This is a genomic window from Vibrio pomeroyi (assembly GCA_041879425.1).
Lineage (GTDB): Bacteria > Pseudomonadota > Gammaproteobacteria > Enterobacterales > Vibrionaceae > Vibrio > Vibrio pomeroyi_A.
This window is the reverse complement of the sequence record CP090854.1, coordinates 2310534-2334080: the sequence shown is the minus strand read 5'-3', so window position 1 is coordinate 2334080 and position 23547 is coordinate 2310534. Positions and strand designations below refer to the sequence as shown.

Here is a 23547-nt window from a genome sequence, read left to right as displayed (position 1 = left end):
TAATTCCAAATAAACCTCAAATTAGGCTAATTCATGGCTTAAGTAGTGCCAAATATGATTGGTATCACAATCAATTCAAGCATCAGGCTCACATACGAACCTTAGTTCACAAAATGTACAGATGTTATTGTAATACAAAATTCATAGGGTAAGAATATTGTAATGAAGCGTTACACGAGTGAGCGGTATGCAATTGATTTTTAGATCTCAAGCTCGGCTCTAACGTGACATATAAAACTGTACCTCTTACAAAAATGGATTCTGGAGAAGAACATGAAAAAACACCTACTGACGATTGCTGCAGCATCAATTCTCATGACATTTGGAGCTCAAGCAAAAACTTTGACCCTAGGGCATGCAATGTCTCTAGAAAGCGCTGCTCACCAAGGCATGGTGATCATGGCTGATAAAGTTAAAGAAAAATCGAATGGTGACCTTACGATTAAGATCTTTCCGAACGGTCAATTAGGCTCTGAGCGTGACCAAGCTGAGCAAGTTGTTACTGGCGCGATTGATATGGCGAAAATCAATGGTGGATTAGCTGAATCTTTTGAACCAACGTTTAAGGTTAATGCACTGCCTTTCTTATTCCGTGATGTTCCACATATGAGAACGTTCATGCGAAGTGAAGCTGCACAAGAGATGCTGCTTTCAAGCGAAGGTAAAGGTTTCATTGGACTTACATTTTATGATTCAGGTACACGTAGCTTCTACGCTAAAAAAGCAATTAACTCGCCGGCCGATCTAGCCGGAATGAAAGTTCGAGTTCCTGGTTCTCCAACCATGATGGAAATGGTCAATCTATTAGGTGGTAAAGCAACACCTGTGCCTTTCAATGAGGTATACACTGCACTGCAACAAGGCGTAATTGATGGCGCTGAAAATAATATTTCTAGCTTAGTTGAAATGAAACACAGTGAAGTTGCTAAATTTTACTCTATGGACCAACACATGATGACACCTGATGTGATCATCATTTCAGAATATAAATGGGCTTCACTAACGCCAGACGAACAACAAATCTTAAAGGAAGCAGCTGCAGAGTCTCTTGAAGAGCAGATCAAGATCTGGGACGCAACAGATGACATGAACAAAGAGAGAGGAATGAAAGCAGGCGTAACGTTTGTCGAAGTTGATAAAGCCCCTTTCCGTGCAGCTGTTAAACCGATGATTGATGAGGCGAAAAAAGACCCTAAATTAGCTTCATTCATTGAAAAAATTGAAGTTCTTTAACCAGTATTAGTGAAAATAATTTTGCCTTGGCTTTGCTAAGGCAAAATTTTTGAGGTATCACCCCATGTTAGCAACTTTCAGAAACCTACTTGATAGGTTGATTCTTTTTGTCTCTTCTTTTGCACTCATGTTACTTGTCGTGACGGTCACTTGGCAGGTTTTTAGTCGCTATGTGTTGAATGATCCAAGTAACTGGACTGATGAACTTGCTCGTTATGCGATGGTATGGCTGGGCTTATTGGGAGCAAGCTACTTATTTGGTATCAAAGGACACTTAGCGATAACGTTATTGGATGGTTATCTTAAAGGCAAAGCACACATAGCACTGCATTTACTCATCAATGTAATTTCTGGCGCATTTGTCTCTTTAGCAATGCTTCAAGGTGGTATTGCCTTAATGGGAAGAACCACACAACAACTATCCCCAGCACTGCAATTACCGATGTCGACGGTTTATTCAATATTGCCAATTTCAGCCGTTATTATTCTCATCTATTTGGTCATGAATACGTTTGATCTTTTTTGTGAACCCAACAAAAAGTAAGTTATAAAAGGACTCTATATTATGGATTTGTCCATTGGTGTTTGGCTGCTAGGCCTCTTCTTGTTCATGATCGCGATAAGCATGCCCATTGCGATTGCAATTGCTATGTCATCTTTAACGGTCATGTATTTCATCTTACCGTTTGAAGTCGCAAGTATTACTGCGGGTCAAAAAATTATTACCGGTATCGATAGTTTCAGTTTATTAGCAATCCCTTTCTTTATCCTCGCTGGGAATATAATGAATGTGGGTGGTATAGCGAGCCGACTGATCAACCTTGCAAAGCTCTTGGTGGGTTGGATTCCTGGTTCACTTTTTCACGTTAATATCTTTGCAAATATGATGTTTGGTGCCGTTTCAGGATCAGCCGTTGCTGCAGCTGCTGCGGTTGGTAAAACCTTAGGCCCTGAATTAGAAAAAGATGGTTATGATAAAAACCTCGCAACAGCAGTAAACGTTGCATCTTGCCCTGCTGGTTTATTAATACCGCCGAGTAATTCACTGATCGTGTTTTCGGTGGTATCAGGTGGAACATCCGTTGCGGCACTATTCATCGCAGGTTATGTCCCAGGTATTTTAATGGGTTTAAGTTGTATGGTCGTAGCCTATTTCATCGCTAAAAAGAAAGGCTATAAAACAAGTGCCAATGACGGCTTTACAACGAAGGATGTGCTGAATATCGTTTGGCAAGCAACGCCAAGCTTAGGGCTTATTGTTGTTGTTATTGGCGGTATTATTGGTGGTGTGTTCACTGCAACAGAAGGGGCATGTATAGCGGTTCTTTACTCTTTTATACTGTCACTCTGTTACCGAACCCTCAAGTGGGAGCACTTCCCGGTAATTTGTAGAGAAACAATTCAGGTTACTGGCATTATGTTGTTCTTGATTGGTGCTTCTACCATTATGTCATGGGCAATGGCTTTTACTGGTCTACCAACAATGATCAGTGATTGGATGCTCTCTATTTCAGATAATCCGATTATCATCTTTATTCTGATGAATCTGATTCTACTGATTGTGGGTATGTTTATGGATCTGACGCCAGCCGTATTGATCTTTACTCCTATATTTATGCCGATTGCCGAGCATTTAGGCATGCATCCCATTCACTTTGCGATGATGATTATTTTCAACTTATGTATTGGCATTGCAACGCCCCCCGTCGGTACTGCGCTATTTGTAGGTTGTAGTGTCAGTGGTTCTAAAATTGAGAATGTTATAAGAAGTATCATGCCGTTTTGTGCCGTATTGATCGTCACATTGTTGGCCATTACTTTTATTCCAGAAATCAGTTTGGCTCTTCCTCGTGCATTTGGGTTAATCAATTAACCTCTCAAGTACGAGATTAATCGACTCAACCAGAATAAGTATCTAATAAAAAACCGCCTTAAAATAAGGCGGTTTTAATTTATTCATTCAAAGTGAACGACAATATTATGCTTGCTGTTTTTGTAGCTCAGCTTCTTTCGCTTCGTCTTCGATTAGAGAATCAACGATGACTGCACATGCTGCATCACCAGTGATGTTCAGAGCAGTACGGATCATATCGAAGATACGGTCTAGAGCGAACAACAGAGGTAGACCTTCGATAGGGATACCAGCCGCTAGAAGAACCGCAACCACTAGGAAAGAAGGACCTGGAACACCAGCTTGACCAACTGCACCTAGCGTAGACGTTACGATGATAGCAACGTAAGCACCCATAGATAGGTCGATGTTGAATAGCTGTGCGAAGAAGATAGCCACTAGGCCGTAGTAGATCGCGTTACCAGACATGTTGATCGTCGCGCCAAGAGGCAGAACGAATGAAGCAGTAGAGTTACGAACGCCAAGTTCTTTCTCAACTGTTTCCATTGTTACTGGCAGTGTTGCCATTGATGATGCTGTTGATAGTGCAACCGCTTGAGGCTTCTTCATTGCTACTAGGAACTTCTTAGCTGAAGTCTTAGTGAAGATTTGAATCATCAGTGGGTAAGCAACAAAGCCGAAGATCAGGATCGCAGCGATGTAAACAATGAATAGTTTGAACACAACCATTAGTGCGCCAAAACCGAACGTACCTACTGCTTCTGCCATCAGGCCGAATACGCCAAGTGGTGCAATGATCATCACTTTGTTGATCATCCAAACCATAGCGTCAACAATCGCGTTTACGCCATTGATGATAGGGTCACGTTTTTCTTTCGTTTGCTTAGAAAGCGCGATACCAAAGAATAAGCAGAAAACTAGGATTTGCAGAATGTTTGCTTCATTCAATGATTGGAAAACGTTGGTAGGGATCATGCCAGTGATGGTTGCCCAGAACGTTGGAAGTTCGCCTTTCGCAGCGTATTCAGAAGAGAACATGCCTTCTACGCCAGAAACATCGATACCACGACCCGGTTCGAATACTTCACCCATTACAAGCGCTAGTGCTACAGCAAGTGCAGACGTTAGTGCGAAGTAACCCAGTGTTGTTACACCGACTTTACCAGCCGATGAGCTATTACCTAGACCAGCAGCACCTGAAATTAGGGCAACCGCGACTAGAGGGATAACCAGCATCTTGATCAAGTTGATGAAGATAGCACCCAGTGGAGCGAACATAGTTGCGCTGTCACCCATCATCGCGCCGACTACGGTGCCGATGATCATTGCAATAACGACTTGAACGCCGATGTTGCTTAGTAAACTCTTTTCTTTTAACACTTCCATAACCTCTGTGCTACTAAATATAAAAATCCCAGAACTACCTACCAATGTACGATGTACCATTGGATAAATATTTCGCGAAGAGTTTTACACGTATCCTTTACATTTATCAATATGAGCAGAGGTGAAAGACGTCTAAAAAGAGGAGGTCTAATGTTATTTGTCGTTTTTTTGTACCGATGCAAACGTTTGCTTTTGTTTTTTATTGGTTGGTTATTTGTCGAGTTTATAAATGTAAATCTATCTGGTGTTTTGTGAATGATTTCTGCACTTCGGTATTTAGTGGGTTTTGTTAACATTTGTGTTTCATTTTTGCGCTTTTTTTGCTCGTTACGATCGGGGTGAGATTTTGAGCAGTGTGTTGTGCGAAATTCAGCCTGAACTATGCTTAAGGTATCTATTTATTACCAAGATGTTACCTCTACGCTTTAAATAAAACGTCTATCTAGCATCTCAGTTGTAAGGAGAGGGGCTATGACTTTTATATTAAAGTGCTGTTTCGCGTTTCTTCTGTTGTTCGCCTCTGCGAATGTTCAGGCCGATGATGTCTGGGTGATAGAGGTGAATGGAGGTATAGGCCCGGCGACCAGTGACTACCTCACGAGAGAAATAGAACAAGCTCACGACGAGCAAGCTAAGCTCATCATATTGAAAATGAACACGCCCGGCGGGTTAGATACGTCGATGCGCGACATTATCAGATCCATCACCACGTCACCGATTCCGATAGCTACTTGGGTTGGACCTGCAGGTTCACGCGCAGCAAGTGCAGGGACGTATATTCTACTCGCTAGCCACATCGCTTCTATGGCTCCCGGAACCAACTTGGGTGCAGCCACTCCAGTGTCTCTTGGCGGAGGTAAAGGCCCTTCTAATCCGTTATCTCCTCAAGAAGAGGCCAATAAAGACGACAATGCCACAGCCAATGAGCAAAGTTCACCTAAAGAAGAGAACTCCGAGCAAGTAAAAGCCACCACTGCGATGGAGAAGAAGGTGATCAACGATGCGTCCGCTTACATTGTTAGCTTGGCCAAATTGCACAATCGTAATGAAGAGTGGGCAGAAAAGGCGGTAAGAGAAGCGGCGAGTTTAGATTCAGAGAATGCCCTCGAACTTAACGTCATTGATTTCATCGCGAGTGATTTACAGCAGCTAGTGGAAATGAGCAACGGACGCACCATCACTATTAATGGCGTCAGTCAGCAAGTTCAACTTAGTGATGTGGCGTTTGTCGAACGAGAACAAGATTGGCGTTTCAGTTTGCTTTCGGTGATCACCAATCCAAATGTCGCTTACATTCTCATGCTCATTGGTATCTATGGCTTGTTGCTTGAGTTTTATAACCCTGGTGTCGGCTTACCGGGCGTATTGGGCGGCATCTGTCTGTTATTGGCGATGTACTCCTTACAAATGCTGCCTGTGAGTTACGCGGGTCTTGCCTTAATCCTATTGGGAATTGCCTTAATGGTCGCAGAGGCCTTTAGCCCGAGCTTCGGTATTTTCGGTTTGGGTGGCGTTGCTGCATTTACATTGGGCTCTATCATGCTGATGGACACTGAGGTGCCGGGTTACCAAATAGCATTACCACTAATTATCGGAATCAGCTTGTTCTCTGTAGCGTTTATCGTCGTAACAATATCAATGCTAGTCCGAGTGAGAAACAAGCCAGTGACCACGGGGATGGAAGCGGTTGTCGGTGAGATAGGTAAAGTCGTCAGCGGTTTCCCCGGTGCGGGTCGCGTACTGGTTGAAGGTGAGATCTGGCAAGCTAAGTGCGCCAATGAACTGAAAGCAGGGCAGAGTATCAGAGTCACCAAGCTCACCGGGCTTTCTTTGGATGTTGAAGCGCTGCCCGATGAGACACCATCGAAACTTGGTTAGTGCAGACTGTTAGCACGCACTGTTAGCGTGGAATGCTAGGACAAACTTGATTGAATTATTAATTGCTTAGCCATCGTTACCACTAGGGGGCGGTTATGTTTATACACACTATAGGTATTGTCATCGTGCTCGTTATCTTGTTGATAGCCAGCATGTTCAGAGTGCTGCGCGAGTACGAGCGTGCAGTGGTGTTCTTCCTTGGGCGCTTTTACGGTGTGAAAGGGCCGGGGTTAATCATCATCATTCCTTTCATTCAACAAATCGTGCGAGTCGACCTACGAACTATCGTTTTAGATGTACCAACACAAGATTTGATCACCAGAGATAATGTGTCGGTTAAGGTCAATGCTGTCGTCTATTTCCGAGTGCTTGATCCAAAGATGGCAATTAATAACGTTGAGAATTATCTCGAAGCCACCAGCCAACTCTCCCAAACCACGTTACGGTCTGTTCTAGGCCAGCATGAGTTGGATGAGCTACTGTCTGAACGTGAAGAGCTCAACAGAGACTTACAATCGATACTGGATCAACACACCGATAATTGGGGAATTAAGATTGCCAATGTCGAGATCAAGCATGTTGATCTTGATGACAGTATGGTGCGAGCACTTGCGAAACAAGCAGAGGCGGAACGTTCTCGTCGAGCTAAGGTGATACATGCTACGGGTGAGTTAGAGGCATCCACTAAGCTAAGAGAAGCCGCAGAAGTATTGAACAAAGCGCCCAACGCCATTCAGTTACGTTATATGCAGACATTAACCGAGGTCGCGAATGAACGCACCACAACCATCGTATTCCCAATGCCTGTCGACTTGGTGGATAAAATCACTGATCCAATTAAAGCGACACTCAATGAGGCTGCGATTAAGAAAGCGATGAAAGTGGATGATTAGCGAGCTTTTCTGGCAGCAATAAAAAAGGCACCACATCTGTGGTGCCTTTTAGAATCCAAAGTCGTGTTTAGCGAATGCTAAAGATTACTTCTGTGTTGCAGTTTTCATTGGCGTTACAAACTCAGCCAATGCTTTAAGCATTGCTTCTGGTTGTTCAACGTTGTTTTCAATGATTTTCACAACGGCTGAGCCAGAGATAGCACCTGCAGCACCCGCTACAATCGCTTCTTTCACTTGTTCAGGAGCAGAGATACCGAAACCAAGCAGTGCTGGTGGCGCATCAAATTTGTTCAAACGATCAAGTAGGGCAGTCACAGGCATGTTTGCCTTGGTTTCTGCACCCGTTACGCCTGAGCGAGAAAGTAGGTATGTGTAACCGCCACCTAGCTCAGAAACTGATTGAAGTGTTTTATCGCTTGCTGTTGGTGGAGCAATAAAGATTGGGTGAACACCAAACTTCTTCGCTGCAGCAACAAACTCGCCACTCTCGTTGGTTGGTACATCAGCAATCAATACTGAATCGATACCTGCTTTTGCGCAGCGTTCGTAAAAATTTTCTATACCACGTGCGTAAACCAAGTTCGCGTACATCAGTAGGCCGATTGGCAGCTCTGGGTATTTAGCGCGAATTTGACCAATAAGATCAAAACACACATCTGGCGTTACTTTAGAATCTAACGCACGAATGTTTGCGCCCTGGATTGTTGGGCCATCAGCCAGTGGATCAGAGAATGGGATACCCAGTTCAAGCGCATCAGCACCTGCTTCAACCAAAGTTTCCATGATCTTAAGAGACTGTTCAGGGTTAGGATCGCCAACCGTTACGAATGGTACAAATGCACCCTGATTCTTTTCAGCTAAGCGAGTGAATAGTGATTGATAGCGATCCATTATAGTGCTCCTTTCTCTTTAAGGATGTCGTGTACAGAGAAAATGTCTTTGTCACCACGGCCAGACAAGTTAACGACTAATAGTTGTTCTTTTTCTGGTTCGTCGTGAGCCATTTTGATTGCATGAGCTAAAGCATGAGATGACTCTAGCGCAGCGAGGATACCTTCGTTACGTGCGATAGATTGGAATGCTTCTAGCGCTTCGTCATCGGTTACGTTTTCGTATTCAGCACGGCCAATTGCGTTCAGGTGAGCGTGTTGAGGACCCACTGATGGGAAGTCTAGACCCGCAGATACAGAGTAAGACTCTTCTATTTGGCCGTTCTCATCTTGCATCAATGGTGCTTTCATACCAAAGAAGATACCCGTTTTACCGTGTTTAAGCGGCGCACCGTGTTGGTCGGTATCAATACCTTTACCAGCAGGCTCGACACCGATTAGGCGAACCGTTTCTTCTTCAATGAAATCAGCAAACATGCCGATAGCGTTTGAACCGCCGCCAACACAAGCGATAACTGCATCAGGAAGGCGACCTTCACGAGCTAGAATTTGGTTCTTGGTTTCTTCACCGATCATGCGTTGGAAGTCACGAACGATGGTTGGGAATGGGTGAGGACCCGCAGCCGTACCTAGTAGGTAGTGCGCATCTTCATAAGTTGCAGACCAGTCACGTAGAGCTTCGTTACATGCATCTTTTAGCGTTGAAGAACCAGAATGAACAGGGATAACCTTTGCGCCCATCAGCTTCATACGGAATACGTTCGGGCTCTGACGTTCAACGTCTTTTGCACCCATGTAAACGCGACACTTAAGGCCTAACAGAGCACACGCTAGAGCTGTTGCAACGCCGTGTTGGCCTGCGCCTGTTTCAGCAATGATTTCTTGCTTACCCATACGTTTTGCTAGCAATGCTTGGCCAAGAACTTGGTTTGTCTTGTGAGCACCGCCATGAAGTAGATCTTCACGCTTTAGGTACAGTTTAGTTTTTGTACCTTTAGTCAGGTTACGCGTTAGCGTTAGTGCCGTTGGACGACCTGCGTACTCTTGCAGAAGCGTCATGAATTCACTGCGGAACTCAGGATCGGCTTGTGCATCGATAAATGCTTGTTCTAGTTGGTCTAGTGCTGGCACTAGGATCTGCGGTACGTATTGACCACCGTATTCACCGAAGTAGGCATCGAGTTTAGCCATTGTGTTATTCCTTCAATTCTATTGGAGTGTCTTCACACCAAGTCATTTAATCTTGTTTGAGCTTCGCTAAAGCAAAGCTCACAAATATGTTTTTAGTTTCTGCTTTCTAATTCCTAGAGCCGAGCTTGGACTAGTAATTACGAATCGCTGCAAAGGCGTGTTGCAGTTTGTCTGCGTCTTTTTTACCCGGAGCGGATTCAACGCCAGAGTTTAGGTCTAATCCTAAGCAGCCCAACTTAGCCGCTTGGTTAGCGTTTTCTGGGTTTAGGCCACCCGCTAACATGATTGCGCTTTGGTTGTTGATTAGGCTCCAATCGAACGCTTGACCAGTACCACCCGTTTGAGAACCCACTTTAGTATCTAGCAGGTGACGAGTCACATTGCTTTGAAGTAATTCTGGTAGCACACTTTCAGCGCCGTTTTCAGTACTGCAAGCAACACCGTAAGCTTTCCAAATTTCAACATTTTCAGGTAGAGATTGTTTTAACTCATCGACAAACGCTTGAGATTCATCACCGTGCAGTTGCACCGCAAACAGACCGAGTTCAGAAACTGTGTTAGCAACGTCAGCAACACTATGATTTTGGAACACACCCACGTAGTTCAAAGGTGCGCCGCTCATGGTTAAACGAGCTGCCTCGATATCCACATGACGCTTAGACGCTTCAACGAAAATCAAACCACCGAATACTGCACCTGCTTGATACGCTTTCGCGGCATCGTCAGAGTGAGTTAAACCACACACTTTGTTTTCACCGAGCGTCACTTTACGCACTGCAAGTTCAAGGTTCTTTTCAGCCATGAGAGAGCTGCCGATTAGGAAGCCATCTGCAAATGTTGAAAGGTCACGCACTTGTTGGTGGGTGTAGATACCAGACTCTGAAATCACGATAGCGTTTGGAGCCAGTTCGCGAATCAATGGAGCCAGCTCTTTGGTACGATTCAAATCGGTCGAAAGGTCACGTAGGTTACGGTTATTAATACCGATAACCTTAGCGTTTAGAGCCACAGCACGGTGAAGCTCTTCTTCGTTACTGACTTCCGTAAGCACACCCATGTTGAGTGAGTGAGCGACCTTAGCAAGTGCTTTGTACTCTTCATCATCCAATACCGATAGCATCAACAAGATAGCATCAGCTGAATAGTGACGAGCTAGGTAAACTTGGTAGGTATCCACCATGAAGTCTTTACACAGGATTGGCTGCTTAGCAATGCTGCGAACCTTAGGCAAAAACTCAAAGTCACCTTGGAAGTATTTCTCGTCGGTCAGTACTGAAATCGCATTAGCGTGGTTGTTGTAAACCGATGCAATGTAGTCCAGGTCAAACTCGTCACGGATCAAACCTTTTGACGGAGAGGCTTTCTTACATTCAGTAATGAAAACCGTCTGTTCGCCGCTCAATGCATCATAAAAGCTGCGGTCTGTTGCGGTTAACGCTGCTTTAAACTCTTCCAATGGTTGAGTTTGCTTACGCGCTTCAACCCATTGGTATTTATCACGAACGATTTTTGCTAATACTTCCGCCATTTCAGCTTCTTTGACTGAAACGTGGGTCGACAGTTTATCGGTAGTCTGTGTCATGTTCTTTGTCTCAATTCGTCGTTCGTTAGGCGTGCGCAGCAAGCTTTTGTACAAGCTCGTAGGCTTTGCCAGAGTTCATCGCATCAATGGCTTGCTGTGCGTTGGCTTTTAGGTCTTCGTGACCAAATAGACGCATCAGTAGAGCAACGTTCACGGCTACTGCGCCAACTTGGGCTTCAGTGCCTTTACCCGTCAGGATATCAGTTGTGATGGCTTTGTTTTCTTCTGGCTCGCCGCCCTTGATAGCTTCAAGCGGGTGAGTACTCAAACCAAAGTCTGCCGGTGTCACTGTGTATTCGTGAATTGCGCCATCTTTGATTTCTGCAACCATGGTTTCGCCGTGAATCGCGACTTCATCAAGTCCGCTACCGTGAACAACCGCCGCGCGCTTCATGCCCATTTGCAGCATGGTTGCCGCGATAGGGCGTACAAGCTCTTTGCTGTAAACACCCATAAGCTCGATGTTAGGGCGAGCAGGGTTAATCAGTGGGCCAAGGATGTTGAAGATAGTACGTGTTTTCATGGTTTGGCGAACAGGCATCGCGTGACGCACGCCACCGTGGTACTGCGGAGCAAATAGGAATGCGACGCCAAGCTCATCGACAGCCGTACGTGTATCTTCCGCTGTCATCGCTAGGTTGATGCCAAACGAATCCAGTAGATCAGAAGAGCCTGATTTGCTCGATACACTGCGGTTACCGTGTTTAGCGACTTTTAAACCACAAGCGGCTGCAACGAATGCAGATGTCGTTGAGATATTAATGGTGTTATGACCGTCGCCACCTGTACCTACGATGTCTGCAAAATCGTAATCAGGGCGTGGGAACGGGTTTGCATTAGCAAGTAGTGCTTTCGCCGCGCCCGCAATTTCGTCTGGCGTCTCGCCTTTGATCTTAAGTGCAGTCAGAGCAGAAGCCATCAGGATTGGGTCTAGTTCGCCCTTGATGATAACATCAAATAACTGTTGGCTTTCTTCTTGAGTAAGAGACTGCTGTTCGTAAAGTTTATTAATCTGTTCCATGATCGTTTCCTATATTCCAGTCTTCTCAAGGCGAAGAGGTTTCTCAAGAGCCCATTCGATAGCGTTCGCAAGAAGCGTTGCACCGTAGGTTGTCATAATTGATTCAGGGTGGAATTGGAATCCACACACCTTGTCTTGTTCTTGAACCACAGACATGACCAAATCATCGACTTCAGCTGTCACCGTTAGGCTATCAGAGACATGCGTTGCTACTAAAGAGTGGTAGCGAGCAATAGCCAGTGGCGAAGGTAAGCCTTGGTAAGTCGCATGATTTTGGTGTTCCATCATCGACACTTTACCATGAATGATTTCGCCTGCGCCTGCAACGGTACCGCCATAAGCTTCAACGATCGCTTGATGGCCTAAGCAAATACCAATCATTGGCACTTTGCCTTTTAGCAGCTGAATCAGCTCAGGCATGCAGCCCGCGTCTGCCGGAGCGCCAGGGCCCGGTGAAAGTAGGGCAACAGGGTTGTCTAATACGTTGATCGCCGCTTCAACGACCTTTGCAGAGATGTTGTTACGGTAAATTTTTACGTTGTGACCCAATGAGCGGAACTGGTCTACAAGGTTGTAAGTGAACGAGTCGAAGTTATCGATGAATACAATATCAGCCATGATTACGACTCCTTCTTGTTAGAAATGGTTTTAGTGTGTGCAGCTTGAATCGCTGAGATGACCGCTTGTGCTTTGCCGCGAGTTTCATCCGCTTCTGCTTGTGGGTCTGAATCGAACACCACGCCGGCGCCAGCTTGTACTTGTGCCACACCATCTTCAACGTAAGCAGAACGAATCACGATGCACGTATCTAACGTGCCTTCACCTGTTAGGTAACCGACCGCACCGCCATAGCTACCACGACGCGTTTTTTCTACGTCACGAATAAGCTGCATTGCGCGGATTTTTGGTGCGCCTGTTAGCGTACCCATGTTCATACAAGCTTGGTAAGCGTGTAGAGCATCCAAGTCTTCACGTAGCTGACCAACAACACGAGAAACCAAGTGCATCACATGGCTGTAGCGATCAACTTTCAGTAGGTCTGCTACGTGGCGAGTGCCAGCTTCAGCGATACGTGCCACATCGTTACGTGCTAGGTCGACCAACATCATGTGCTCAGCGTTTTCTTTCTTGTCGGTGCGCAGTTCAAGCTCGATACGGCTGTCTAAGTCAAAATCGATTTGACCGTCAGGACGCTTACCGCGACGACGAGTCCCCGCAATTGGGTAAATCTCAATTTGGTTGGTTTCGGTTTCGTATTTCAGCGCGCTTTCTGGAGAAGCACCGAACAGAGTAAACAACTCATCTTGCATGTAGAACATGTAAGGGCTTGGGTTGCTTTGCTTAAGCTCTTTGTAAGCTGCCAGTGGAGCAGGGCAAGGAAGCGTGAAGCGGCGTGAAGGTACGACTTGGAATACATCGCCTTTTACGACGTACTCTTTTAGGTCACGAACCGTTTGGCAGAAGTCTTCATCTGAAACGCTTGGTACAGCGTCAACGTTGTCTAGTGGTGTAACTTCTGTGATGGCTTTCAGCGACTGACATTGTGTTTGAATGTCGGCTAAGCGCTCAGTTAGTTGTGCTTTGATGCTGTCGTCTTGAGCGAACAAGCTTGCGTGTAGCAGGCCTTCGTTCTCTTGGTGATCGAAACGCAACAGGGTTTCAGCCACGTAGAAAACAAAGTCAGGACAATTGTTGGTTGCTTCAGCATCGCCTAGCGGTTCAAAGTTCGCCACGATGTCGTAAGCGAATAGGCCTGCCATGAACAATGCATGCTTATTATCAGCGTCTTGCTCAAAGCTGTGCTGAACCAAACGCAGAGCATCGAAAGAAGAAGCTTCTCTTAAGCGTGAGTCTTCGTCTAATTCGTTGCTCGGCTCAACAAAAGTCAGCGTCAGTAAGTTATCTGTCAGATCAGATTTAATCTCTGCTTTAACGTTTTGAGTCAGATGTTCGATAAGCGCTTGACCGTTTTGAGTCAACGCTTGAAAGGTTACTTCATGTCCGCGACATACGATACGAACAGCAGAGTCGATAAGGAGTAGGCTTGTCAGGTTCTGTTTAGATTCAATCTCAGCAGATTCCAACAGCAAACTGTCTGTTTTGTTCTCACACAAGGTATGAAAAACACTGGTTGGATCTTGCGAGTAAGGAACTGAAGAATTGATGACCTCAATGGTTCCCAGCTTTTTGATTTCAATGGCCTTGTTCACAAGACCTCCTTTATGATTCTTTAAATTTCCTGCCGTACATAGTCGCATAAAGATACCTTTCACCCAATCTAGAATATGGTCAATTCGATGATTTGTTAGTCAGTTGAATGTGAGATGTTCGACAAATTAAAAAGCCCGCTATTAAAGCGGGCTTAGTGATAACTTTTTTATAAACAAACTGTTTAATTAGAAGTACACGTTAGCCCACCAAGAACTTGTCCAAGTGCGCCACCAATTAAGCTCTGAACTTGCTTCTACTGAAGAAAGTTCTAAAACTTTATCTTTATGGTTTTGGTTAAATTCTTGTAACATGGTGAACCTATCAAATGTGATACTTCGTATTTGTGTACTAGTTAACTAGTTTTCCGCTTGCGGGTCAAGTCTGTTGACGCAAATATAACGATAAAAATTGAAAACAATGAAAAAGAATATATGAGAATTGATCTACATAGTCATACAACAGCCTCAGATGGCCGACTTACTCCACCTGAGCTAATTGACCGAGCGCTAAGCTTTAACATCGAAGCGTTAGCGATTACAGATCATGATACGACTGATGGGCTTGCTGAAGCACGTAGCTACATTGCAGATAACAACCTTCCTATTCAGTTGATTAATGGCATCGAGATCTCAACCGTTTGGCAAAACAAAGATATCCATATTGTTGGGTTAAACGTTGATCCTGAATCGCCAGAATTGAAAGCACTGATTGAACAACAGAAGCAACACCGTATCGGGCGTGCCGAGCTCATTGCTCAGCGTCTTGAGAAAGCGACCCGAGAAGGGGTGTTGGACGAAGTGAAGTTGATTGCTGGTGATGCGCCTATCACTCGCGCTCACTTTGCTAAGTGGTTAGTCGACAATGGCTACGCGAAAACCATGCAGCAGGTATTTAAAAAGTTTCTGACTCGCAATAACCCAGGTTACGTTCCGCCAACGTGGTGTTCAATGAGTGATGCTGTCACGGCGATTCATGCGGCTGGTGGACAAGCAGTATTGGCTCACCCGGGGCGATATGGCTTCACAGCGAAGTGGGTTAAGCGCCTGTTAGCGGCATTTGTTGAAGCAAAAGGGGACGCGATGGAAGTTGCTCAACCTCAGCAAGCGCAACAAGAAAGACGCACACTTGCGGATTATGCTATACAATACAAACTATTAGCCTCCCAAGGCAGCGATTTCCATTACCCATCTCCGTGGATGGAACTTGGACGTAATCTCTGGCTACCTTCTGGGGTAGAAGAAGTATGGAAAGATTGGGAGTTTCAAACGGTTTCACCATCTGAATAGTCTTTAGGTGAGCCAGCTCCTTCTGATGATAGAGTCGAGAGATTCGATAACGAGGATCAACAATGAGCCAGTTTTTTTATGTACACCCAGATAACCCACAAGCACGTTTAATCAGCCAAGCGGTTGCGATTATCCGCAATGGCGGTGTTGTGGTTTATCCAACTGATTCCGGTTATGCGCTGGGTTGTCAGCTTGAGAACAAACAAGCACTTGAACGTATTTGTAAAATTCGCCGTATCGACGATAAACATAACTTCACCCTGCTATGCCGTGACTTGTCTGAACTGTCACTGTATGCACGAGTAGATAACGTTGCATTCCGTCTGCTTAAAGCGCATACGCCGGGTGCTTACACGTTTATTTTCAAAGCAACCAAAGAAGTGCCAAAGCGTTTAATGAACGCGAAACGTAAAACCATTGGTATTCGTGTACCAGACAACAAGATCGCGCTAGACCTGTTAGAAGCGATGGGCGAGCCATTGATGTCGACGTCACTGATTCTGCCGGGTAACGAGACAACCGAATCGGATCCTGAAGAAATTCGTGACAGCCTTGAGCACGCCGTTGATGTCATCTTGAATGGTGGCTACTTGGGCGAGCAACCAACGACCGTTATTGACTTCAGTGACGATGATGCCGTGATTCTACGTCGTGGTGCTGGTGATCCTGCGCCGTTTGAATAATCGCTTTACTGATTAACAGTCTGTAACGATACAACGAACCTGCTATAGCAAATAACAAGTGCTTTTTAGCGGGTTCTTTGCGATAATACGCGACCGCGATTTGGTCGCGAAAAAATTCATTCGACGTCTGTGAAGACGACAATTAGGTAGAAAAGAGTAAATGAGCGAAAAATTACAGAAGGTTTTAGCGCGAGCTGGTCACGGTTCTCGTCGTGAACTAGAAGGTTTAATTAAATCTGGCCGTGTAAGTGTTAACGGGCAAGTTGCGAAACTGGGCGAGCGTCTTGAAGACGAGAACTCAGTGATCCGTATCGATGGCCATACTGTTTCAGGCAAAGCTTCAGAAGAAGTGGTTTGTCGTGTACTTGCTTACTACAAACCTGAAGGTGAGCTTTGTACTCGTCACGACCCTGAAGGCCGCCGTACTGTTTTCGATCGTCTACCTAAGATCCGTGGTTCTCGTTGGATTTCAGTTGGTCGTCTTGATGCAAACACATCGGGTCTTTTGCTTTTCACTACTGATGGTGAACTTGCAAACCGCTTAATGCACCCAAGCCGTCAGGTTGAACGTGAGTACCTAGTACGTGTATTCGGTGAAGTGACTGAGCAGAAGGTTAAGAACCTTGTGCGTGGCGTTGAACTAGAAGATGGTATGGCTCGTTTCGAAGACGTGGTTTACGCTGGTGGTGAAGGTATGAACCATACTTTCTACGTAGCGATTAACGAAGGTCGTAACCGTGAGGTTCGTCGTCTTTGGGAATCACAAGAAACAACAGTAAGCCGCCTGAAACGTGTACGTTACGGTGATATCTACCTTGATAAGAAACTGCCTCGTGGCGGTTGGAAAGAGCTAGATCTTGAAGAAGTTAACTACCTACGTCAGCTAGTTGAACTGAACCCAGAGAAAGAAACGTTGTTGGACCTTGATCCTTCAAACACTTCTCGTAAGCGTGAGCGTTCTCGTAGCCAGAAAATTCGTCGTGCTGTTAAGCGTCACGAAGAGCGCGCAAATGCGCCAAAAGGCCGTAGCAACCAACCTAAGCGTAAGAAGCCAGCGACTCGCGGCACTACAACACCTGATTCAGGTCGTAGCGCTCCAGCAGCTAAAGGCAAGCCTCAAGCTAACAAAAGCAAGCCTAAGATGAACAATGGTCGTCCGGCTAAACCAGCTAAGCCAAGAACACGTCAGTAAGTTCTTAACTTAACGCTTCATTAGCTGAAAGCACTGAATACAAAAAAACCTGCTCATAGAGCAGGTTTTTTTACATCTGAAGAATGAAAAGAAGCAGGATGCGAGTAACCGAGTATCGAAAACATGTTGCCATCAACGCAGTCAGCGTGCTTTTCGCATCTCTTATCTCGTGTAGGCGCATCTATAATCTATTCGTATCTCGTATCTCGTATCTCGTATCTCGTTTCTTTTACTTATGATTCGAAAAGTTATCGCCCTTCGCCAATCGATCGTAAAGCACAACGTTCACTGATGCGGCTAGGTTCATACAGCCATTGGTTGGGACGTAAATCGTCTCACGACAGAAGTCGGTGATCTCTTTCTTCAGCGTGCCGTCTTCAGGGCCAAAGATGTAAAACGCGCGTGGTGGATGCTTGTAATCCGGCAGAGGCTTGGCGCCTTCAATAAGATCGACAGCAACAGGTACGCAGCCTACAGGAATAATGTCTTTCAGATCTTCAACACCAATGAGAGGCAGTGCTAGATGCTTCTCTTTGGTATCGGTATGGAATTTTCGCGCGTGGTCGTAGCGTGTGCCCGTGTAAAACACAGAGTTGGCACCGTAGCAGCCAGCCGCTCGCATTACTGAGCCTACGTTTTCAGGCGTCTTTGGGTTAACTAGGCCAATGCAGGCATAGCCTTTCGATTGTGTGTCTGTTTTTGCTTTGGTCATAATCAGTGAATCTAACGTTGATGATGAAAGTGGGTAGTCACGATGAGAATTAGCGCGATAAAAATAGCCGAGCAATGGGCTCGGCTAATTTTTAACTCGCGTACATGAATACTTGTTTACTCATGCAAATGAGCGTCAACAGCGGTATTAGTCGCGTTTCCACAGCATGTGACAGAACTTATGGTCTGGATCACGGCTGATTAGCATGCGAGCAAATACGTCGTCTAGAACGTCATCAGCTTCATTCACAAGACCAATGCGCACTTCAGCGTAGATTTCTTTGTCGACTTCAAAGCCAACATGTTCAACCCAATCATCGCCAGTTTCAACAAGCTCTGCTGCGCCACGATCTTCAAACTGAGCCGTGAAAAGAATCACGTCTGCAGGTTCTAGGTTGTCAGGTGCCATCTCTAGGAAGATGTCGTATGCAGTGTCAATTGCGTCGTCATAAGACATTAGGTCGTTAGCTTCGGTCATAATAAGTATCTTAGCTTGCGCGGTTCATGTATTTACGTTCAGCAGTGTTTACTACTACTTTGTCGCCAGTCGCGATGTACTCAGGTACTTGGATTGTAAGACCTGTAGAAAGACGAGCAGGCTTAGTACGAGCAGACGCTGACGCACCTTTGATTGAAGGGTCAGTCTCTTCGATAACTAACTCAACAGATGTTGGTAGCTCAAGCGTTGCAGCGTTGCCGTCGATAAGGATCGCGTACATACCTTGAGTTTCTTCGTTGATGAACAGTAGTTCGTCTTCGATAGTTTCACCGTTGAAGATGAATTGTGTGTAATCTTCGTTATCCATGAAGATGTACTCGTTGCCATCAACGTAAGAGAACATTACTGCACGCTTAGTTACGTCGATAGTTTCAACGATTTCGTCAGCCTTGTGGCGAACTTCAGTTTTAACGCCAGTTGCTACATCGTTACCACGGAAGCGGTAAATCTTTTGGCCGCCGCGGCCGCCTGGTGTTGTTACTTCGATATCTTTAACGATCACTGTTTTGCTTTCTACTGTGATAGCAAAACCTTTTTTAATTTCACTTGCTCTAGGCATTTTGTGTTTGTCCTTATTGGGTCTATCCGCTGATTATATCTCGGAGATGCTATAAATAGGAATAGCTTGAATCATAAAGTCACCTAAGCGATCATAGAGTCACAGTTAAATCATGATTTTATTTGCCGAAACGACCTATGCAGCTACCTGTTATTGACCCAACACAGCCTTTTCAACCTGAATTCCAACCTGTGGTTAACGATCTGATTACCTTCTTAAAAGGTGGGTTAGGTTCTAATCTACACAGTGTCTATATTTATGGCAGTGTCGCTCGCAAGCAAGCCGTTGTCGGTCGCTCAAATCTTGATGTGGTTGTGGTGACACACCGCCCGTTTCCTGATCAGCGAACCACGCTATTAAATACCATTAAATGGCGCTTTCAAAAAAGCTTCCCGCAGGTTACTCAAGTCGCGATTAAAACCACCTTAGTGAGCGAGATAGTCGACTTCGACAACATCTTCACATGGGGCTTTATGCTCAAGCATTTGGCTGTGTGTGTGCATGGTGAAGACTTATCTGATTGCTATGGTGATTTTGAAACGAGTTGGGAAATTGCCAAGCATTGGAACATGGATGCGGAAAACTGGTTAGCGGTGTATCGCAACAAGATTGCCCGAGCAACGACACCAGAGCAACAAGTGGCCGCGCAAGTGATCATTGCCAAGAAGCTGCTAAGAGCGAGCTACTCTTTGGTGATGTACCGCGATAAGTATTGGTTTGATGACCCTGTGGAATGTGGTCTACAGTTTTTGAAGTATCACCCTGATAGGGAAGTTGAAATTCAACGACTGGGCATCTTACTTTCTGGAAGAGCGATTCCGAAACGTTCGGTTATCGGCATTCTGGATGGCTTTGGAGAGTGGTTGGTTAAGCAGTACCAGAAAACAGAGTTTCGAATCGGATAGAGCTTCGTAATCTATCGATATAAAAAAGCAGAGCGAATTGAACATTCCTCTGCTTTTTTGTTTTGGTGAAACCTCGACAAGAATCTTAAAAAAGACCTAACTGCTGCCCGCTGACTCTCTCAAAATCTAAACCGATGAAGGGCAAAATAGCCTCTGCGACCGGTTTAATCTGTTTGTCGATGTAATGCTGATAATCGATACCACTCTTTAAATACTCTTTCGGCTCAGGGCCACTCAGAGTAATCAGATATTCAATACGCCCTTTGTTCTGGTATTGAAGCGGACGACCGAGCTGAGCGTTGATCTCGTCGGCCAATCTTGCGGCGCGAACTTGTGGCGGAATGTTCTTCTGGTACTCATGCAGTTTACGACGCAGACGCTTCTGATAAACCAATAAATCATCGTGTTTACCTGCTGAAGTCTCATCAACAAACTGTCTTACGTAGTCGGTTGGGTCTTGGTCATGAAACACCATTTCATATAGCGTTTGTTGGAACTGTTGTGCCAGCGGTGTCCAGTCTGTTCGTGCACTTTCGAGCCCTTTGAAAATGATCTTCTCTTGGTCGCCTTGATTGATTAAACCGGCATAGCGCTTCTTCGAGCCTGTTTCTGAACCTCGAATGGTTGGCATCAGAAACTTGCGATAGTGAGTCTCATATTCCAATTCAAGTATCGAGGTTAGGTTGTAGGTCTCTTTGAGATGATTCGTCCACCAATCGTTAATGTAAGCGACAAGTTCATTCCCGATCTCGTCGGCTTGTTTTTGATCATAACTGCCATTCAGAGACACGAAGGTTGAATCGGTGTCACCGTAGATAACTTGATAGCCTTTGTCCTCGATAAGCACTTTGGTCTGCTTCATGATTTCATGGCCACGCATGGTGATCGATGAGGCTAGGCGAGTATCGAAGAAACGACAACCAGACGAACCCAACACACCATAAAACGAGTTCATGATGATCTTAATCGCTTGAGAGAAGGCTTTTTCGTTGTTCTTCTTTGCTACATCACGAGCAGCCCACAAGTTCTCGATCATCTCTGGTAAGAAGTGTTTAGAGCGATGGAATTGACCACCTCGAAAACCATCAACCGCTTGGTCTTCGGCTGGGCCAAGTTCCAACTTCAACCCTTCAATAAGACCCATAGGGTCAATCAAAAATGAGCGAATGATCGATGGATACAGGCTCTTAAAATCGAGAACTAAAACCGAGTCATACAGGTTAGGAATTGAATCCATCACGTAGCCACCGGGGCTTGCAATCCAATTCTCTGGCTCTAAGTTCGGCGCGACATAGCCGGCTCTGTGTATCTGTGGTAGGTATAAATTAGTAAAAGCAGCAACAGAACCGCCAACACGATCAAGTTCCACACCAGTCAATCGCGAGCGCTCAATAGCGAAGTCGAGTAGGTGAGTATGTTCGAAGATTCGGTTTACCAACACACAATCTTGAAGGTTGTACTTGGCGAGTGAAGGCTTATCGAACTTAAACATCCGGTTGATCTCATCCATGCGGTCATGAACATTGTGGATGTCTTTGCCTTCGCCAAGTAGCTCTTGCGATACCGACTCCAGTGACCAAGACCGGAAGTGATAGGTCGCCGTTTTAAGCATATCGATACCATCCAAGACTACACGGCCGGGAATCGTGATAAAGCCTTGTTGGTTTTGTGCAGAGCTACGAAAGAAGCTGGGTTGATTGTCTCGACCAATAGTGAGCTTCACTTCATTCCATTCTGAACGTTTGTGCAACAGCCTAAAGTCGAAATCAATGACATTCCAACCAATGATGATGTCAGGGTCAAACTCGGAGAACCAAGCAATCATGGCCTCTAGAAGAGCTTTTTCGTTGGCAACCCATTGGATATTAGTGCCTGCTTGCTGCGGTTCGCCAACCATGACCACTCGGCTATCCATTGGGCTATCTAAGCCGATGGAGTAAAGCACGCCTTTCTCTGAACACTCGATGTCCAGTGAGACCACCGACAAGCTAGGTAAGTAGTTTCCTGAGCGGCATTTTGCGTTTGAGACTCTGCGATGCTGAATCTTTTGTACGGCTGTGCCTGTGAACTCAATGCTTCCTTTGATAAAGCGTTCCATCAAGAATCGGTCAGCGAGTCGAATGTCGCTTTCAAAGGTTTGGATTTCTTCGTTATGGAAGGCTTGCGCTAAGCCAAAGCTACTTCTTGATAGCGAGGTGTAACAAGCTGCGAGAGGCGTTTGTTCGAAGGTCGCGAGTTCTAAAGGCTTAAATTGGCAGTCTATTGCTTCTTTTTCCGCAATAGCCTGACACGCTTGAACATCAGATTGAGCGACAAAAAATACAGGCTTTTCATTTTGAATGGTCAGCAGAGTAGGGCCTTGAGGGGTACTTAGCCACAAATCGATTTGTGTGCGCCCTGAAAAATCTCTTGCTTGTCTAGTGAGTACAAAGCCTTGCTGAATATCCAATGTAGTAACCTATTGAAACTGGGAATCGAATACTACCATCTAGCACCGGATTCCGCACAATAGGCTGGACAAATAGTCATTAATTTATCGTTAATAGCATTGAATAACGGGACGATATAAGCAAAAAAGTGAAATTGTCACGAATGGTTATTCAATGGTATTGAAAATATCTTTATCTTGTGTAATTTTATTGGGTGTTGTTTTAACTAGTTGATTTTTACCAAAAGCTTGTTGTTTTAGCTGGCTTATTTATAAATAAGTACTTGCTAAAGTTCGTGTTTCAGCACATATTCAACAGAGCTTTTTTTTACTAATTAAGTTAAGATGTACTCAATGCTGCGATCCACTGTTCCTTTGTTCAATTGTTTCAAACAGATGAAACGACACAGTGGTTGCAGAGCCAATTAATAGTGTGGAGATACAAGTTTGATAAATGTTTTCCTTGTAGATGATCACGAGCTGGTTCGCACAGGGATACGACGTATTATTGAAGACGTCCGTGGAATGAACGTAGCAGGGGAAGCTGAAAGCGGTGAAGATGCTGCAAAATGGTGTCGTACTAACAATACTGACGTTATTTTGATGGATATGAATATGCCTGGTATTGGTGGCTTAGAAGCAACCAAGAAAATCTTGCGTTTCAACCCTGATATTAAAATCATCGTTTTAACTGTTCATACGGAAAATCCGTTTCCAACTAAAGTGATGCAAGCTGGGGCTGCAGGTTACCTTACTAAAGGTGCAGGTCCGGATGAAATGGTAAATGCAATTCGAGTGGTTAACAGTGGCCAACGATACATTTCACCAGAAATTGCGCAGCAGATGGCATTGAGCCAATTCTCGCCTGCGTCTGAAAATCCATTCGCAGACTTATCTGAACGTGAACTTCAAATCATGATGATGATTACCAAAGGTCAGAAAGTGACGGATATTTCAGAACAACTCAATCTAAGTCCTAAGACAGTCAACAGTTACCGCTACCGTTTGTTCAGCAAGCTGGATATCAGTGGCGATGTAGAGCTGACGCACTTAGCGATTAGACATGGAATGTTAGACACTGAGACCCTTTAACACTGAGATCGTATAGTGACCAACTTGTTTGACTCAGTCTCATTCCTCAAGACAG

22 protein-coding genes and 1 other annotated feature are annotated in these 23547 nt (G+C 45.1%); of the genes, 10 read left to right on the top strand and 12 right to left on the bottom strand.

Annotated elements, in window-relative coordinates; genetic code table 11:
* Positions 1-273 precede the first annotated feature (273 nt).
* From L0992_10190 to L0992_10180, 3 genes are all read left to right on the top strand, one after another.
* Positions 274-1233, top strand: coding sequence for a TRAP transporter substrate-binding protein (locus L0992_10190; GenBank protein XGB66089.1), 960 nt, complete (start codon positions 274-276; stop codon positions 1231-1233).
* 64 nt (positions 1234-1297) lie between these two features.
* A complete protein-coding gene (locus tag L0992_10185; protein XGB66088.1) occupies positions 1298-1777 on the top strand; it encodes a TRAP transporter small permease in 480 nt (159 codons plus the stop codon).
* A 21-nt stretch (positions 1778-1798) separates the two neighbouring features.
* Positions 1799-3106, top strand: coding sequence for a TRAP transporter large permease (locus tag L0992_10180; protein XGB66087.1), 1308 nt, complete (start codon positions 1799-1801; stop codon positions 3104-3106).
* A gap of 105 nt (positions 3107-3211) precedes the next feature.
* Here L0992_10180 and L0992_10175 read toward each other — a convergent pair whose 3' ends face one another.
* On the bottom strand, positions 3212-4471 hold the full coding sequence (locus L0992_10175; protein XGB66086.1) for a dicarboxylate/amino acid:cation symporter: 1260 nt from the start codon (positions 4469-4471) through the stop codon (positions 3212-3214).
* A gap of 471 nt (positions 4472-4942) precedes the next feature.
* On the opposite strand from L0992_10175, the gene L0992_10170 reads away from it, so the two are divergent.
* Both L0992_10170 and L0992_10165 read left to right on the top strand, forming a co-directional pair.
* On the top strand, positions 4943-6349 hold the full coding sequence (locus L0992_10170) for a nodulation protein NfeD (GenBank protein XGB66085.1): 1407 nt from the start codon (positions 4943-4945) through the stop codon (positions 6347-6349).
* Positions 6350-6444: 95 nt separating this feature from the next.
* A complete protein-coding gene (locus tag L0992_10165; protein ID XGB66084.1) occupies positions 6445-7242 on the top strand; it encodes a slipin family protein in 798 nt (265 codons plus the stop codon).
* An 84-nt stretch (positions 7243-7326) separates the two neighbouring features.
* On the opposite strand, the gene trpA is transcribed toward L0992_10165, so the two are convergent.
* From trpA to L0992_10130, 7 genes are all read right to left on the bottom strand, one after another.
* Positions 7327-8133, bottom strand: coding sequence for a tryptophan synthase subunit alpha (gene trpA, locus L0992_10160; protein XGB66083.1), 807 nt, complete (start codon positions 8131-8133; stop codon positions 7327-7329).
* Positions 8133-9323, bottom strand: coding sequence for a tryptophan synthase subunit beta (gene trpB / locus L0992_10155; protein XGB66082.1), 1191 nt, complete (start codon positions 9321-9323; stop codon positions 8133-8135). Before trpB ends, trpA begins: the two co-directional genes overlap by 1 nt.
* A gap of 130 nt (positions 9324-9453) precedes the next feature.
* Entirely contained in the window at positions 9454-10905 is a 1452-nt protein-coding gene (gene trpCF / locus L0992_10150) for a bifunctional indole-3-glycerol-phosphate synthase TrpC/phosphoribosylanthranilate isomerase TrpF (protein ID XGB66081.1), read from the bottom strand.
* 25 nt (positions 10906-10930) lie between these two features.
* On the bottom strand, positions 10931-11926 hold the full coding sequence (gene trpD, locus L0992_10145; protein XGB66080.1) for an anthranilate phosphoribosyltransferase: 996 nt from the start codon (positions 11924-11926) through the stop codon (positions 10931-10933).
* A gap of 9 nt (positions 11927-11935) precedes the next feature.
* Positions 11936-12544: an aminodeoxychorismate/anthranilate synthase component II gene (locus tag L0992_10140; GenBank protein XGB66079.1), complete on the bottom strand. Its 609-nt coding sequence runs from the start codon at positions 12542-12544 to the stop codon at positions 11936-11938.
* Between the two features lie 2 nt (positions 12545-12546).
* Positions 12547-14136: an anthranilate synthase component 1 gene (locus tag L0992_10135; GenBank protein ID XGB66078.1), complete on the bottom strand. Its 1590-nt coding sequence runs from the start codon at positions 14134-14136 to the stop codon at positions 12547-12549.
* A gap of 125 nt (positions 14137-14261) precedes the next feature.
* Positions 14262-14376 (bottom strand) — a sequence feature (Trp leader region).
* Entirely contained in the window at positions 14323-14448 is a 126-nt protein-coding gene (locus tag L0992_10130) for a Trp operon leader peptide (protein ID XGB66077.1), read from the bottom strand. Its footprint overlaps the feature before it by 54 nt.
* Positions 14449-14568: 120 nt before the next feature.
* On the opposite strand from L0992_10130, the gene L0992_10125 reads away from it, so the two are divergent.
* The 3 genes from L0992_10125 to rluB all read left to right on the top strand — a co-directional run bounded on the left by L0992_10125 (position 14569) and on the right by rluB (position 17298).
* Positions 14569-15423 (top strand): PHP domain-containing protein, encoded by an 855-nt coding sequence (locus tag L0992_10125; GenBank protein ID XGB66076.1) that lies wholly within the window; start codon positions 14569-14571, stop codon positions 15421-15423.
* Positions 15424-15485: 62 nt separating this feature from the next.
* Positions 15486-16106, top strand: coding sequence for a threonylcarbamoyl-AMP synthase (locus L0992_10120; GenBank protein XGB66075.1), 621 nt, complete (start codon positions 15486-15488; stop codon positions 16104-16106).
* Positions 16107-16266: 160 nt separating this feature from the next.
* A complete protein-coding gene (rluB, locus tag L0992_10115) occupies positions 16267-17298 on the top strand; it encodes a 23S rRNA pseudouridine(2605) synthase RluB (protein XGB66074.1) in 1032 nt (343 codons plus the stop codon).
* 229 nt (positions 17299-17527) lie between these two features.
* On the opposite strand, the gene L0992_10110 is transcribed toward rluB, so the two are convergent.
* From L0992_10110 to yeiP, 3 genes are all read right to left on the bottom strand, one after another.
* Entirely contained in the window at positions 17528-18010 is a 483-nt protein-coding gene (locus tag L0992_10110) for an RNA methyltransferase (GenBank protein XGB66073.1), read from the bottom strand.
* Between the two features lie 147 nt (positions 18011-18157).
* Positions 18158-18487 carry an HI1450 family dsDNA-mimic protein gene (locus tag L0992_10105; protein ID XGB66072.1) on the bottom strand — a complete coding sequence of 110 codons (330 nt, stop codon included), beginning with the start codon at positions 18485-18487 and terminating at the stop codon, positions 18158-18160.
* 10 nt (positions 18488-18497) lie between these two features.
* On the bottom strand, positions 18498-19067 hold the full coding sequence (yeiP, locus tag L0992_10100) for an elongation factor P-like protein YeiP (GenBank protein ID XGB66071.1): 570 nt from the start codon (positions 19065-19067) through the stop codon (positions 18498-18500).
* Positions 19068-19204: 137 nt separating this feature from the next.
* Here yeiP and L0992_10095 point away from each other — a divergent pair, with 137 nt between their 5' ends.
* Entirely contained in the window at positions 19205-19972 is a 768-nt protein-coding gene (locus tag L0992_10095) for a nucleotidyltransferase domain-containing protein (GenBank protein XGB66070.1), read from the top strand.
* 85 nt (positions 19973-20057) lie between these two features.
* Here L0992_10095 and L0992_10090 read toward each other — a convergent pair whose 3' ends face one another.
* Positions 20058-22421: a DNA polymerase II gene (locus L0992_10090; GenBank protein ID XGB66069.1), complete on the bottom strand. Its 2364-nt coding sequence runs from the start codon at positions 22419-22421 to the stop codon at positions 20058-20060.
* Between the two features lie 426 nt (positions 22422-22847).
* On the opposite strand from L0992_10090, the gene uvrY reads away from it, so the two are divergent.
* Positions 22848-23492 carry a UvrY/SirA/GacA family response regulator transcription factor gene (gene uvrY / locus L0992_10085; GenBank protein ID XGB66068.1) on the top strand — a complete coding sequence of 215 codons (645 nt, stop codon included), beginning with the start codon at positions 22848-22850 and terminating at the stop codon, positions 23490-23492.
* The last annotated feature ends 55 nt before the right edge of the window (positions 23493-23547 follow it).